General features: G+C 40.0%; 13 protein-coding genes. 7 read left to right on the plus strand and 6 right to left on the minus strand.

All coding sequences use genetic code 11. The features are described from left to right. Positions 1 to 300: 300 nt before the first annotated feature. From pstA to phoU, 3 genes are all read left to right on the plus strand, one after another. The gene (pstA, locus tag WDA22_12800; GenBank protein MFA5834347.1) at positions 301 to 1,206 is read left to right on the plus strand and encodes a phosphate ABC transporter permease PstA; all 906 of its coding nucleotides are present in this window, start codon (positions 301 to 303) and stop codon (positions 1,204 to 1,206) included. Between the two features lie 4 nt (positions 1,207 to 1,210). After that, entirely contained in the window at positions 1,211 to 1,999 is a 789-nt protein-coding gene (pstB, locus tag WDA22_12805) for a phosphate ABC transporter ATP-binding protein PstB (GenBank protein ID MFA5834348.1), read from the plus strand. Between the two features lie 99 nt (positions 2,000 to 2,098). Then, positions 2,099 to 2,761, plus strand: coding sequence for a phosphate signaling complex protein PhoU (phoU, locus tag WDA22_12810; GenBank protein ID MFA5834349.1), 663 nt, complete (start codon positions 2,099 to 2,101; stop codon positions 2,759 to 2,761). 58 nt (positions 2,762 to 2,819) lie between these two features. Here the strand turns inward: phoU and WDA22_12815 are convergent, their stop codons facing one another. The 6 genes from WDA22_12815 to WDA22_12840 form a co-directional block, all read right to left on the minus strand. Then, on the minus strand, positions 2,820 to 4,649 hold the full coding sequence (locus WDA22_12815) for a glycoside hydrolase family 2 TIM barrel-domain containing protein (protein ID MFA5834350.1): 1,830 nt from the start codon (positions 4,647 to 4,649) through the stop codon (positions 2,820 to 2,822). A gap of 5 nt (positions 4,650 to 4,654) precedes the next feature. Further along, positions 4,655 to 5,041 carry a hypothetical protein gene (locus WDA22_12820; protein MFA5834351.1) on the minus strand — a complete coding sequence of 129 codons (387 nt, stop codon included), beginning with the start codon at positions 5,039 to 5,041 and terminating at the stop codon, positions 4,655 to 4,657. A gap of 82 nt (positions 5,042 to 5,123) precedes the next feature. Further along, positions 5,124 to 5,951: a Bro-N domain-containing protein gene (locus tag WDA22_12825; protein MFA5834352.1), complete on the minus strand. Its 828-nt coding sequence runs from the start codon at positions 5,949 to 5,951 to the stop codon at positions 5,124 to 5,126. Between the two features lie 120 nt (positions 5,952 to 6,071). Further along, a complete protein-coding gene (locus WDA22_12830; protein ID MFA5834353.1) occupies positions 6,072 to 6,560 on the minus strand; it encodes an asparaginase domain-containing protein in 489 nt (162 codons plus the stop codon). Between the two features lie 91 nt (positions 6,561 to 6,651). Then, entirely contained in the window at positions 6,652 to 7,044 is a 393-nt protein-coding gene (locus WDA22_12835; protein MFA5834354.1) for a hypothetical protein, read from the minus strand. A 482-nt stretch (positions 7,045 to 7,526) separates the two neighbouring features. Continuing rightward, complete coding sequence (locus tag WDA22_12840) at positions 7,527 to 8,513, minus strand: DUF6624 domain-containing protein (protein MFA5834355.1); 987 nt, start codon at positions 8,511 to 8,513, stop codon at positions 7,527 to 7,529. An 870-nt stretch (positions 8,514 to 9,383) separates the two neighbouring features. On the opposite strand from WDA22_12840, the gene WDA22_12845 reads away from it, so the two are divergent. From WDA22_12845 to WDA22_12860, 4 genes are all read left to right on the plus strand, one after another. Beyond that, positions 9,384 to 9,707, plus strand: a complete 324-nt coding sequence (locus WDA22_12845) for a hypothetical protein (GenBank protein ID MFA5834356.1) — start codon at positions 9,384 to 9,386, stop codon at positions 9,705 to 9,707. Positions 9,708 to 10,344: 637 nt separating this feature from the next. Beyond that, complete coding sequence (locus WDA22_12850; protein MFA5834357.1) at positions 10,345 to 11,055, plus strand: hypothetical protein; 711 nt, start codon at positions 10,345 to 10,347, stop codon at positions 11,053 to 11,055. Positions 11,056 to 11,334: 279 nt separating this feature from the next. Further along, positions 11,335 to 11,844, plus strand: a complete 510-nt coding sequence (locus WDA22_12855) for a hypothetical protein (GenBank protein ID MFA5834358.1) — start codon at positions 11,335 to 11,337, stop codon at positions 11,842 to 11,844. Between the two features lie 253 nt (positions 11,845 to 12,097). Then, positions 12,098 to 13,609: a tetratricopeptide repeat protein gene (locus WDA22_12860; protein ID MFA5834359.1), complete on the plus strand. Its 1,512-nt coding sequence runs from the start codon at positions 12,098 to 12,100 to the stop codon at positions 13,607 to 13,609. Positions 13,610 to 13,671 lie beyond the last annotated feature (62 nt).

The raw sequence follows: 13,671 nt of genomic DNA on the forward strand, positions 1-13,671 counted from the left end.
TGCGTGGATGCCTGCCTGCACCAAAGGTGTCGCTTCGCGAACGGCGAGGCAGGCGAAATTTAGGAGGACTGAGCGAATGGGAAAGCGATGAATGACGGGACTTTTGATGGCGCGATTCGCGCCATCAACGGGCAAGAGCGAACGGGATTCATCGCGCGCGTTAAATTTCGCAAGGAGTTCTTTTGCTACTTTTCTTGCTCCGTCAAGAAAAGTAGACAGTGAAGAATCTTGTTATTTTTATCAATGTATTTTGGACAAGTCTGAGATAGGATATAGTCTCTGGTTTTTACTGAGAAAAAGATGATAACAAAACGAAAAATATTCGGAGCAATCGCCTACACCGTCCCAGCGATGTTTGCATTTATGATTGTAGCAGTAGTGCTGATTGTGATGACCAATATTGTGATGGGAGGGTGGAGCAGTCTGACGATGAATTTTCTTCTGGGATCACCCGAAGAGGGAATGACCAAAGGAGGAATTTTTCCTGCAATTATCGGCACATTTCTTCTCGTTGTGATTATGTCCATCGCGGGCGTTCCTGTCGGCACGTTGACAGCCATCTATTTGAGTGAATATGCAAGTCAGAAATCGATCATGGCACGAATGATACGCTTTGCCGTTAACACGCTTGCTGGCGTTCCGGCAATTGTTTTTGGATTGTTTGGTCTTGGTTTTTTTATTCAGTTTGTCGGAACCGGAGTTGACGGAGCATTGTACAACGACGGAGAGCTGCACTGGGGACAACCAAATATTCTTTGGGCAAGTTTAACCATGGCTCTGTTAACGCTTCCTGTTGTGATTGTTGCTGTAGAAGAGGCAATTAAAACTGTTCCGCGTGAACTGCGTGAAGCTTCATTAGCGCTCGGTGCTACAAAATGGCAGACAATCAGAAAAGTCGTGATTCCAAATTCCATTACCGGAATGTTGACCGGCGGGATTCTTGCGGTCAGCAGGGGGGCGGGAGAAGTTGCGCCAATTTTATTTACCGGTGCCGCATATTTTCTGCCGCATCTCCCCTCGGGACTTTCCGATCAATTTATGGAATTGGGCTACCACATTTATATTATGGCAACGCAGTCCCCCGATGTGGAAGCAACCCGGGGGATACAATATGCAACAACACTGGTGCTGCTGTTATTGACGTTCGCATTGAATTTCTCTGCGATTTTTTTGCGGTATCGTTTACGAAAACGAATGATCACCTAACATTATGTATTCACACTCCTATACAACATTGCAGCCGACTGATGTTCGATTAAAAACCGAGCACCTTAATATTTTTTATGGTCAAAAACAGGCAATCAAAAATGTGAGTCTCGATGTGTTTACCCATCGAGTAACAGCACTGATTGGGCCTTCGGGCTGCGGAAAATCGACGTATCTCCGTTCGTTTAATAGAATGAACGACCTGATTGAAAATGCGCGTGTGGATGGAAATGTACTGTTGGACGGTGTTAATATTTATGACAAACAGGTTGATGTTGTGGAACTTCGGAAAAAAGTCGGGATGATCTTTCAAAAATCGAATCCGTTTCCGAAATCAATTTATGAAAATGTTGCATACGGTCCCCGTATCAACGGTATGAACGATCGGAAAAAATTAGACGAGATTGTTGAACGCTCGTTGAAACAGGCAGCGTTATGGGATGAAGTGAAGGACGATCTTGCGAAGAGCGGACTGTCTCTTTCGGGTGGACAGCAGCAGCGATTATGTATTGCGCGGGCTCTTGCGGTCGATCCGGAAGTATTGCTTATGGATGAGCCAGCCAGCGCACTTGATCCCATTGCAACGTCGAAGATTGAAGAGTTGGTCTATGAATTGAAGAACAAGTATACAATTGTGATTGTAACTCACAATATGCAGCAGGCAGCCAGAGTAAGTGATTATACAGCGTTCTTTTATATGGGAGAACTGATCGAATTCGACGAAACAAAAAAAATCTTTACCGTCCCCGCAAAAAAGCAGACGGAAGATTATATTACCGGACGATTCGGTTAATAATTATGCTTTCACCACAGAGACACAGAGGCACAGAATTTAAAATATTATTCTCCTCTCTGTCTCCATGACTCTGTGGTAACAACAGGAGAATATTCTATGGAACGACATTTTCAACGAGATCTTGAACAGCTGAAATCCAACGTCATTAAAATGGGGAGCTTAGTCGAGCAAAATCTTATCGACGCACTTGAAGCAGTGTTGAAGAATGATGCTACGCTTGCCTCAAAAGTGATCTCAGCCGACGGTAAGATCAATCAGTATGAGATTGATATCGACAACGGTGTTGTTGATCTTCTGGCGCTGCAGCAGCCGGTGGCAAGCGATCTTCGATTGATTCTGGCAATTCAAAAGATCAATAACGATCTCGAGCGGATCGGCGATCACGCGGTAAATATTGCTGAATCGGCATTTCGATTGGTGGAAACGCCGCAGGATGAACCTCTGCTGGAGATTCCGAACATGGCAAAGATTGCCAAAGAGATGTTTCAGCAGGCGCTGGATGCATTTATCCATCTAAATGCTCAGTTAGCCCAAAGTGTTTTGGAAAGCGACGACCGGATTGACGCATTGAACCGCGGAATGAATTCGCAAGTGATTAAATTGATCAAGAAAGATTTAAAAAGTATCGAAGGGGGATTGGAACTATTGCGTATCAGCAGAAACTTGGAACGCGTTGCCGATCTCACAACGAATATTGCCGAAGAAGTGATTTTCCATACGCAGGCAAGAATCGTAAAGCATCATGCAACAGAGAAATAACTCTATCGCAATCTCCTAAATTTTATTAAAGATGTATATAAGCGCTTCTAACAAGCGCTTATTTTTTTTGAACGTTCGCTTTTTCATTATAATATTTCTGTAATACATAAAACGCTTTCTTCTTCTCTCCGTTATCAGAAATTAATCCTTTTCGATTCCACCCATTCTGAATTCCCGGCAGCGCTCTTCTCGGCGAACGAAAATCAACCAATATCCAGGGCGAAATACCTCGTAGTTGCGGAATGGTACTAAGCATCTCCAGCGTCTCTTTATAGAGATATTCTTGATATTCTTCGGAGAATCTCGTTAATGTATCGGCATGAAATCCGTATTTTGCATCTGCGCCGAATTCGGAGATAATCACCGGTTTGTTTTGATCGATTTGCCAGCGGATCTGTTTACATTTATCCGGGAGACCATCGTACCATCCGATATATTGATTGAAGCTGAGGATGTCCGTAACATTGGCGAATGGATCGCTGATGATTTTCACATTCGGATTTCCTTGAGCACTGCTCTGTTCCAATGCAGCACTGATTAATCGCGTGGGATCCATTGAGCGTGTTTTTGCCGCAAGCTTCCCGAGAAAAATATTTCGCAATTCGCTTGTGGGGGTTTCGTTCGCCATCGACCAGATGATGACTGAAGCTCTGTTTTTATCCCGACTGATCATTGTTGTTAATTGATTTTCTGCATTGCGATATGTCTCATCGTTATCCCACGAAATTGTCCAATAGACAGGAATCTCTTCCCAAACTAATATTCCCATGTTGTCCGCGAGCCGCGCCATATGTTCATTGTGCGGATAGTGCGCTAAGCGGACATAATTGCATCCCAATTCTTTTGCCCAGGTCAATAATTGTTTTGCATCATCTAACGAGTGTGCTCGTCCGTGCCGAGCGGGACTCTCTTCGTGAATGGAAATACCCCGTAAAAAAATCTCCTTGTCATTCAGAAGAATGTTTTGTCCTTTCGTCTTTATTGTGCGGAAACCGATCTGGTCGGTCACTTCATCTGTTTCAGACTTTATGGTTACAGTATAGAGATACGGATTTTCTGTTGACCAGTACTTGATTTTTTTATTTAGAAATGTCAGCCGCGCAGTTCCCACACTATCGGTTACGAACTCTTCACTCAATTTCAAATCGGGAATGGTGATGCGTATTTTTTTTTGTGCAATGTCAACACCATTGAGAGTAATATATCCGCTGATTTTTTTATTATCGTTTGGATCGAGCTGAATAACATAGTCCTGAATAAAATTGGCGGAAGTTTCAACCAATTTTACATCTCTTGTCATTCCGCCGTAGTTCCACCAGTCGGTGTTTAAAGTCGGGACGGCCTCTTTTTTCCGTTTGTTATCAACTTTTACAACAAGGAAATTATCATTTTCTTTAAGAAGATGCGTTATTTCATAATTAAAAGGAGTGAATCCGCCGATATGTTTACCGAGTTTTGTTCCGTTGAAATACACATCCGCCTGATAGTTTGCCGCTTCAAAATAGACGAAGACTCTATTCGTCGATTGTTTCTTTTGATAATCGAATGACTTCTTATACCAGACAGTTCCTTCATAGTAAAAGAGTTTTTCTTTTTGTGTATTCCAGTCGCCGGGAACCGCAATGGTATCGGACTTGTCAAAATCGTATTCCACCAATTCCGTTTTATCAATCGGTTTAGCGTTAAGAAAGAAGGCACCCTTACCGGGATTTTTGGAATTTTCATACGGCTCATAGCGATAATTGTAAAAGCCGTTCTCATACGGATCGACGATGTAGTTCCATTGTCCGCTTAAACTTTTAACGGTTCTGTTGTAGACGTTTATGAGCAAAGGTTCTTGAGCGATTGATAGTTGAAGCAGGGCAGTGATAAACAGTAGTATTTTCATGAAGTTTAGTTATTTTTATTATGAGGGGATTTATACATCACTAACGAAAACAACACCGCAAAAATAGCATACACAATTGTTGTCATCCAAATTATTATCTGTTGGTTTTGTGAAACAACTTTAAGTAATGCAAGTGCGCCGACAACAAAATGCGCCATGTTTCCCACAACAATTGGCCTGCCGTAAATCCCTCCGAGAAGAGAATCTTTTGCCATCCAGTTGAGCATTGCAAAACCAAAATAGAGGGCACCAAGTAATTGGAGTATTACCGTAAGCGTTGTTGTTGTATGTGCATCAAGAAGTACGGTTATTTCCTGAGGAAAAAAGGAGAGAGCTATTCCCGCTGCACCAAGTGTAAGTGAGGCGGCGGTCATGATAAGTTTTGTATTCATTAAATCCCTTAAATTGTGAGGTGAGTTTACTGTTCGTTTAACTTGTCCGCAGGCTCTTTGGCGGAAACAAACGGTATACTTTTCATTTTAGTTTTCTATTTTTTATAGGCGGTAAAAAATTTTCGCCGGTGACAACATTTTTTCCGGTTTTTGATTCCAACTCTTTTCGCGCATTTTTAGCGACAGTGCCTCCTTTTTTACCTGCTGTTGCATTTTCTTCCAATCCTTTTGCTTGTTCCGTTTCTGCAATTTGGCGTGTAGAAAGTTCAGCCAATGCGGTAAAGATCAATTCTGCTTCCGACATGTGATCTCGTAAATTTTGCGACTTCAATCCCTTTAAATCTTTATGTTTCTTTACCGTTAAGCCAGTCCATTCATGATGAATAATATTTGTGAGCCAAGCGAATTCATCCTTTTCTTTTATGCCGGAATCTTTCCAATAATCAGTCAGCTTGTTTCTGGTTTCTTGTCCGGTCATGCGTTGTTGTATCCACTTTTCACTCCGTCCCAGATTTTGCCAGTTTTCTCTTGCTCTGTCTAAGCTTTGTTCCGGATCAGAAATTTCCTGCATTCGTTCGTAGCCTACTTTAGCCAGCCATTGCTTAAAAGGTTCGGCTTTGGGAGAGGGAATGGATTGAATCAATCGCAACACATCTTGAACCGTGCCACCCAAAGTTCTTCGTTTTTTGCCATGTGTTAACATTTCTACCTGGGGACAATTTGTCCCTAGGTAAGAGCCCAACTCGGTATCTCTTTTCCTCAATTTTTTTAGATAATCTGTTGGATTAACAGAGTCGGTTAAAGCGGCAACTACATCAACCACGGAAAAATACCATGTATTGGTTACTTCATTGTAATAACGTCGCACTTGTTTGTTCTCAAAAACAGCCAACGATTTTGTATTTTCCATAATTCTTTTTATGAAAGGTTTGTAGTTTTTATTGTTCTATTGGGTAAATACACCGGCGCTTGCGTCGGCTTTACCGACTGTGCGGTTGGGCTTTTTATACCCCGTACGCTTGGGGGTAGTTCATTTTATTTCTTGAAATTCGCCGGCACTTTTATTTTTGCGAACATTATTCCATGTAAAATATCGCCCGTTCATGGAGATGTAAACTCCCTTTGGCAACGTCTCCACAAAAGCCAAAGCACTTCCCAGATTAAAGAGTCCGTCAGAGCTTCCAAACTTATACGGGATCATTGCTCCGGTCAGTACAATAGTCTTGTTGGAAATTGTTTGAGCAAGAAACTGTGCTGTTTCCACCATTGTATCGGTTCCGTGCGTAATGACGATCTTATCCTCGGGTGTATCAATGCAATGATCCGAAATTATTTTACGGTCGGTATCGGTCATATCCAGACTGTCAATCATCATTAGAGTTGTAATGTGAACGTCAATCCGTGAGCGGCCGAGGGAGAGCATTTCGTGAAGATGAGTCTCTTTAAAGAAGAGTTGACCGTTCAGTTCATTGTATTCTTTATCGAACGTTCCGCCGGTGACGAAGATTTTTATAGGCATAAGAAATTTTTAAAAAGTATTTAACCACAGAGACACGGAGGGACAGAAAAGCACTCAATAATGTAATCTGAGTTTGAGTGAATATCAACGATTACGATTTCTTCTGCTCCAGTAGTCCGCGGATCGATTTCATTTCTTCTTCCAGACGGTTCATCTGTTCGTTATGCTTTGTCCAGAGTTCACTCCTTTTAACAGATTGACGTTCCGCCATTTGCGCTGCGCGGACAACTTTATCCATAAAATATCCAAAGAGCCAAACGCCGATGAATCCGAGCGGGACGATGACAATAAGAAGAGAACGGAGACGCGGAATGCCAAAAAAAATCTGCAGTTTATCGCTTGCGGTGATGATAAGCAGTGTAAAATTGAGAATGACAAGGAACGATTGTCCCAGGTCGAATCGGTATTTTTGTGCGAAAAAAACTTCGCGCCAACGGGCAAGGCGGACGAGCGTTTCATGATGGCTGCTGTTCTGTGATTCCATAAGGACATTCCTTTCCAATTAATGCAATACTCTATTAACCTACTCAAAATATCCAAAACAAAAAAGCGCGTATAATTATCCGCGCTTTTGTATAACTGAAGAATGATCACTCAAGTCACTAGAAGTATCTCAAAAACACAAAAACAACGGTCTGAATCCCGATGCAATCTCCGAAGGAGTCTTTTCCTAAGGGACACTTCGTGTCGGACCTGAGCGCCCGCCATTGCCAGACGGATAGGTAGCGAAGGAGATCGGGATGAACCTGTCCGCCAAAGGTAGGGAATCTGTAAATAGTATCAGATTTGCCGATATGTTTTTTAACGCACATCACCTCCCGTTTTTTGAGATTCCGCCTTGCGGGATTCCCAAACGCGGAACCGAACAACGGGGCTTCGGTGCACATTTTTTGAAAAAAAATTCTGTGGCTTGCTCAGATCCTTCGCTCTGCTCAGGATGGCAATAGTTTCATTTTTGAGATACGTCTACTTTTTTCTCATTTTTTCTTTTGCTTCAATGGCCGGAAGATCCTTTTTATATTGTTTCGGATTCCATCTAATCTGAAATTGCTTTCCATATTTTTCTAATGGTTCTAATCCAACATCAGCGCGTCTTGTATCAACATTATCCGGATCTTCCAACGGTCGCACATAAAACAGTTGCGTTTCCTGGTCTCTACCAATTTGGCTTCCATAGAGTTGCCGTTTTCCACGTCCTAATGCGACTCTATCTTCAAGGAGCGCTAAAGCGCTCGCTTGCGCTCTTCCATTTTTTACGGCATCTCTCATTATTGGCAAATATTTTTCCTGTGTTGTTTGATCGGAATGTTGTATGACAAGAAATAACGTTGTATTTCCTTGTTCGCCAATTACATCTGTGCCTAACCAACCATAAGTATCAAGAATGGATTTTATGTTGATTAAATTCAACGAGTCCTTTTCAATGATGATTTTCCAATGATTCTTCATTTCTTTGGACTCCCAGCCGTATTTCTTTTCTATTTCTCCAATTTGATTTCGATATTTTTGATCGTCATTAAAGATACTGTCTAATTGAGCAATTAATGGTTTGTTGAGTTTGGCTTCGGCTTTTGCTTTGTTCTGTTGTATGGATTCCAATAACGGCTTCCATCGATTATCATAATGCAATGAGATGAGATCTTGATCGGCAGCGATGTGTCCGTAGTTTGTAACATTTGATGTTGTTGCGATGGTGTGAAGTTGAGAAAATGCGCTGTCTGGCACCCCAGCTAATGCCCAAGAACAGGCAGCATTATACCGATCATTAGGAATTCCTTTCCAGTCATTAACTTTAAAAGCTTCTGAATACGTCGATGCTGATTTTCTAAACTCTTTTACAGTATAGAGTGAATCTGCTTTTTTTACCAAATGGATATACGCTTGTGGAATACTCTGTCCAAAAGCGAATGGTGTTACAATTACCAACGCTAAAATTATTGTTATTTGTTTCATCTGTTTTGGAATAGATTGTTTACGTTAATGGCTACGCTATTGTTAAAAGATAGTAGAAACCATCTTATATACAAGATAGCTACTAGAAGTGGTCTCAAAAATGAATTTTATTGTCATTCCGAACGAAGTGAGGAATCTCGTTTTTATAATTGAAGACAAAAATCGAGATTTCTCGATGCTTCGCATCTCGAAATGACAATGATTAGGTATTTTTGAGACCACTTCTAATAATCTGCAATCTGTATATCTGCATTTAGAACCGATCTCAAAAATGAAACTATTGCCATTCTGAGCACTTGTCCGCTCGACGAGTCGAGTCCTCGACCTTCTTTTGCCGAAGGCATCACTTCGTGATTGGCGGAAGCCTTGAATGTTTTTATATTAAGCGTAGCGAAGCTCCGCTGTACGGAGTGCCGCATAATACAAAATGATGACGGCAAATCTGATACTATTTTCAGATTCTCCGCCTTTGGCGGACAGGTTCATCCCGATATCCTTCGCTCCGCTCAGGTCCGAAGGACTCCTTCGGAGATTGCATCGGGATTCAGAATGACTTTGTTTTTGTGTTTTTGAGATGCGCTCTAGTATTTTAGTTCTCCCTGAGGTTCTTTTGCATTTGCATACCACACCGGCAGGAGGAGACATGTGAGCAACGAAATCTACACAATTTTCTGCACCACACTAACACATTTCCTCACTCATCTTTCATTACCACGAGCACCTTCAACCTCTCTTTCTGCTTGTTCTGACCTAAAACACCAACAAATACCTTTGGAAACAATGTGCAGTATGCAAAATAACGTATTTACGTGATTGCGGAGTGTGCATGGAGAATATATATTTGCCAGAAACTTTTGAAAGGAAAAAACCATGGTGATCGATATCTCTGCCGTAAAAGAAGTTGTGCATCAAAATGTTAAAAAAATAAAATCGATTCAATGCGTCTCCGAGAGGCTGCACGTATCGTACGAAACGCTTCGCAAATCGTTTTTGAAGAAAGAACATATTCCCCTGGCAAATTATATTACCATACAGAAAGTACAGGGGATGAAACAGCATTTGTTGGAGGAGGATGATCCCTGTTTTTTTGTCTGTTACGAATACGGCTACCGCGAAGACAGCGGGGCAAAGATCTTTAAGAAATTGACCGGGATGACGATGCTGGAGTTTAGACAGAGAAACAAAACTAAATAAATAAGCTTAATACTTAAGGAAAACGCCGTTCAATAGAACGGCGTTTTGCTTTTAAAAAACAATGCGCATCACAATATTGTTTGTAACGATTCGATTTGTAAAAACTGGATGCCTAAAGAGTCAATTGATTCATATTAAAAGTACGTATTCACGTTATTGCAAAATGTTTTGCTTGGGAATATATTTTTCAAACTTTAAAAAAGAAATTTCAATTTCGAATAATTGTTTATAAGCATTTAAATAATGATTTCAGACACTGACATAATAGCATTCGAAATGTGGAAAATAGAATTATGACGACCAAAAATAGCTTTTTGAAAGTTCATAAATAACTTTCAGTAATGAAAATATGTATTTCGACAACGAAATAATGAAGTATGACAATGAAAAAAAGATATCTAACAAAAGATAATTGAAGTGCGTCAGTAAAAAAACTGTTTGTAATGTTATATAAATGATAATGTCCAATAAATATTTATGTCGGCACAATGAATTAATGAATAGTGACGTGGACAAGATGGCAGATTTTACAAAAAGAATGTGCCGTGGGAAGAAAAAAATATTGTATGCGTTTAGATAAACCAACACGTTTTATTAAAAAACGTGCATTATCAACAAAAACCTAATAGGAGGAATTATGAACAAACGCAATGAAAACAGGCTGACGATGTATGAAGGGTTACTCACACTGTTTCAGGCTAACGGCGCAAAGGTACAAACCGTAGGAGGGTTTCCCGATGCGGTAGCAGAATTCTCTTTAATAATTTCCTCGTTGAAAGTGAAATCAGCCGAAGTGGATAGTGTTGCCGTTGGAAAAACAAACTCCAAATATAGCGCAGAAGAAGTGTTGGTGGAGGCAGTCCTTCCGATGATGGCTGCATTATATTTGTACGGTAGGAAGCAAAAAAATGAGGAACTTCTAGCGTTCACAAATATTTCTGAAACAAAATTACGAAGTAAAAGAGATACGGAATTGGCTAAATACGGTAACGCTATTGCAGATTTTGCAGCAACACATGCAAAAGGCCTTGCATCGTTCAAAATTACTTCCGCCATGATAACTGATTTGAAAACAAAATCAGAAGCATACAATACTGCAATAGGAGTTCGTGAAAGCAGTGTTGTTGATAGGAAGGGAGCGAGAGAAACGATGAATGAATTATTTGAAAAGGCGGATGAACTGTTAAATGAAGAGTTCGACCGTTTTATGGAGTTATTGAGGACAAAAGAAAGTGAATTCTACAATAAATATTTTACGGCTCGGGTTATTAAAGACACAGGCATACGACATAAAACAAATGGTGAACCCATAAACCCGGCAACACCAACGGTTGCAAAAACCGTATAAGAAGCATTAAATATATAATAGGAATTGGTCAATCTATTAAACCCCAAACGTGTACGCACATTTGGGGTTTTTAATTGTAATATTGCTTTTGTTAAAGACTATCGTGACATTCATGCAAATTAGTTATGAAGTTTAATCACTTTCGAATATTACGTTGGCTTAAACAGTCTATTTACTAGTTAGCCAGCATAATCAATATTTGTCTTGTGCTTAATTGTATGACACAATCTAAATATTAGAAAAGAGTAACAAAATATTTACCACATAATGAGGAATAATATGTTTAAAACATTTGGTTTAGTAATTATGTTGGCATTTCTTATTTCAGGATGTTCATCTCTTAAAAGTAGCGGTGCTGATATTGAAGTTTCTGAAAATAATGCATCGTGTAGCATAGAATATGAGGGCTATGAGTATCTTCTTATTAAACTTAAAGAACAAGCAAATACTGAAATGTGGAGCCCTAGTGAGTTTGAAACAAATAAATCCGAATTGGCTTTAGGCGGGCAGTTAATAATCCATATTTCGGGTTCTGATATTGATAATGTAAACACAAAGTATTGGGAGTATATAATACAAACTTTAGACGGTAAAGAAATCTATCGTGAAAAAGGAAGTGACGACATACCGGAATACTATGTCAGTCGATTAGGTACTACTTGGTGGAATATTGATATAGTTGACTTAAGAGATAAATTAAATTCTCCAATTAAAGTATTTGTCATTGATAAATTGAGACAAAAAAGAAGTTCTTTTATTATTTATCCAAAAACAAAAATTCAAAACTAATATGTATGCTGGCTAACCAGTCACTCAACCTGACGTAGCAACCGCGACGCGCCTGAACTGGAATTGTTGAGAAATCTAAACACAACATACGACACGAAACAGCATTTTAAATTTAAAAATACAATTCTGCGCTCTGGAACGTTGCCACGCAGGTTAGTTCCAGTCCGTTATACCGCTTACATCTTTAAGTAAGCCAAGGTTATGCAACAAAAGTGACTATGATCTTACGCAATAAATTTAAGCAGGAGTTAGTATGAACAAGTTGTTTTCCCTTCAAGTAATCTTTCTTCTTTGTTCTATTCTTAATGGTCAAACTAAAACGTTTGTACGAGAATACACATATTCTGTGGGTGAAGCCGATAGTAAAATCACTTCTCGCGCTGTTTCACTCGATCAGGTAAAGAGAATATTGCTCGAAGAGATCGGTGTCTATATACAATCTACTTTTGAAACCCAGAAGGAGGAAAACAACTCTTCCTTTAGTGAACTGACAAAACAACAAATCCAAAGTATAACGGCGGGAGTTACTGAAACTAAAATACTTGAGGAAAGATGGAACGGAGAGACATTCTACATCAAAGCAAACATAACCGTCGATCCCAAGGAGGTTACAAAAAATATCGCAAGCATCGCTCAAGATCAACAGAGAGTAAAGGACCTTGAGGAAGCAAAACGGGATGCCGATGATGCCGTGCAACGTATACACGATCTTCAGCAACAACTCGCTGTTGTCAAAGATGAAAATGAACGTGCAGCGAAACGTCAGCAATATATAACTGCCACGAATACACTATCGGCAATTGAGTGGGTTCGCAAAGGCATCAATGCTGGTCAGCGACAAGAGTATGATAACGCGATCCTCTTTTTTCAAAAAGCATTAGAACTCGATCCTACCATATATTATGCATATTCAAACCTAGGAAATATTTTTTTCCTGAACAGAAATTATGAAATGGCTTTGAAGTTATACAACAGAGCCTTTGGACTTTCCCCTCATTTCTTTAGCCTCGGATCAACCAGAACGGACAAGCTTGATAATTCGACTCCCGACTGGATGATTAATTTTCCCGAAGACCCCAACATTGTCTTTCAAGCAACCACAGATACTTGGAGCGGTCCAAATGCTTCTAGCACCGCCAAGACAAGAGCAATTTTATCAGCATTAGGGTTATTGAGCGAGGAACTTGATCGGTGGATAGAAGTAACAATGGACGCATTCCTCCTCTCTGAATTATCTGATTCCGTGAGTATTGAGGGTTTATTTTCACAAAAGCCAACGAGTGCGATCAATTTCGAATTTTGGAGTGGCTTAAGGGTTCAATTACTCGGAAAGTATTATCAAGAAGAAACTGACTCTGTGCTGACCCCTTGGGTGTCGAGGGCAATAAGACTATTTTTACCACGACCCATCGAAGGAATTTCGGTGATAACGTGGCGTGTTGAGAAAAGTCTCGATGGGAAAAATATAGTGCAGAGTGACACTCTAATCCCAACGGAATTCTCTATAAAGTTTCTTCAACAATTTGAACAACTCTTAAAGGACAATGAAATCTACATTAGAAAGTCACTCATTGTTCCCGACAGTGTTGCACAAAGGTGTTACATTCTGTTGGCGCATCCGCTTGGATCTGAATACACAAAGTTAGTTCAACAAATCAACAACAACAAACAAAAATATAGGAGGTTTATTGCAACATCGATGTTCAAACATATGGAGGAGGTTGCAAAGGAATATGAAAATTCTAAGAAATCTCGATTGAACTAGTTCTTTACAATTCATGATAACTTTTAGATCTAAGTACAAATTTTTACAAATAGTTTTATTTA

It is taken from the genome of Bacteroidota bacterium, assembly GCA_041658205.1.
Lineage (GTDB): Bacteria > Bacteroidota > Ignavibacteria > UBA10030 > UBA8401 > UBA8401.

What these genes read in the sequence shown, in the direction of transcription:
- pstA (MFA5834347.1), top strand. Translation starts at nt 301, where the DNA reads ATGATAACAAAACGAAAAATATTCGGAGCAATCGCCTACACCGTCCCA.
- pstB (MFA5834348.1), top strand. Translation starts at nt 1,211, where the DNA reads ATGTATTCACACTCCTATACAACATTGCAGCCGACTGATGTTCGATTA.
- phoU (MFA5834349.1), top strand. Translation starts at nt 2,099, where the DNA reads ATGGAACGACATTTTCAACGAGATCTTGAACAGCTGAAATCCAACGTC.
- WDA22_12815 (MFA5834350.1), bottom strand. Translation starts at nt 4,649, where the DNA reads ATGAAAATACTACTGTTTATCACTGCCCTGCTTCAACTATCAATCGCT.
- WDA22_12820 (MFA5834351.1), bottom strand. Translation starts at nt 5,041, where the DNA reads ATGAATACAAAACTTATCATGACCGCCGCCTCACTTACACTTGGTGCA.
- WDA22_12825 (MFA5834352.1), bottom strand. Translation starts at nt 5,951, where the DNA reads ATGGAAAATACAAAATCGTTGGCTGTTTTTGAGAACAAACAAGTGCGA.
- WDA22_12830 (MFA5834353.1), bottom strand. Translation starts at nt 6,560, where the DNA reads ATGCCTATAAAAATCTTCGTCACCGGCGGAACGTTCGATAAAGAATAC.
- WDA22_12835 (MFA5834354.1), bottom strand. Translation starts at nt 7,044, where the DNA reads ATGGAATCACAGAACAGCAGCCATCATGAAACGCTCGTCCGCCTTGCC.
- WDA22_12840 (MFA5834355.1), bottom strand. Translation starts at nt 8,513, where the DNA reads ATGAAACAAATAACAATAATTTTAGCGTTGGTAATTGTAACACCATTC.
- WDA22_12845 (MFA5834356.1), top strand. Translation starts at nt 9,384, where the DNA reads ATGGTGATCGATATCTCTGCCGTAAAAGAAGTTGTGCATCAAAATGTT.
- WDA22_12850 (MFA5834357.1), top strand. Translation starts at nt 10,345, where the DNA reads ATGAACAAACGCAATGAAAACAGGCTGACGATGTATGAAGGGTTACTC.
- WDA22_12855 (MFA5834358.1), top strand. Translation starts at nt 11,335, where the DNA reads ATGTTTAAAACATTTGGTTTAGTAATTATGTTGGCATTTCTTATTTCA.
- WDA22_12860 (MFA5834359.1), top strand. Translation starts at nt 12,098, where the DNA reads ATGAACAAGTTGTTTTCCCTTCAAGTAATCTTTCTTCTTTGTTCTATT.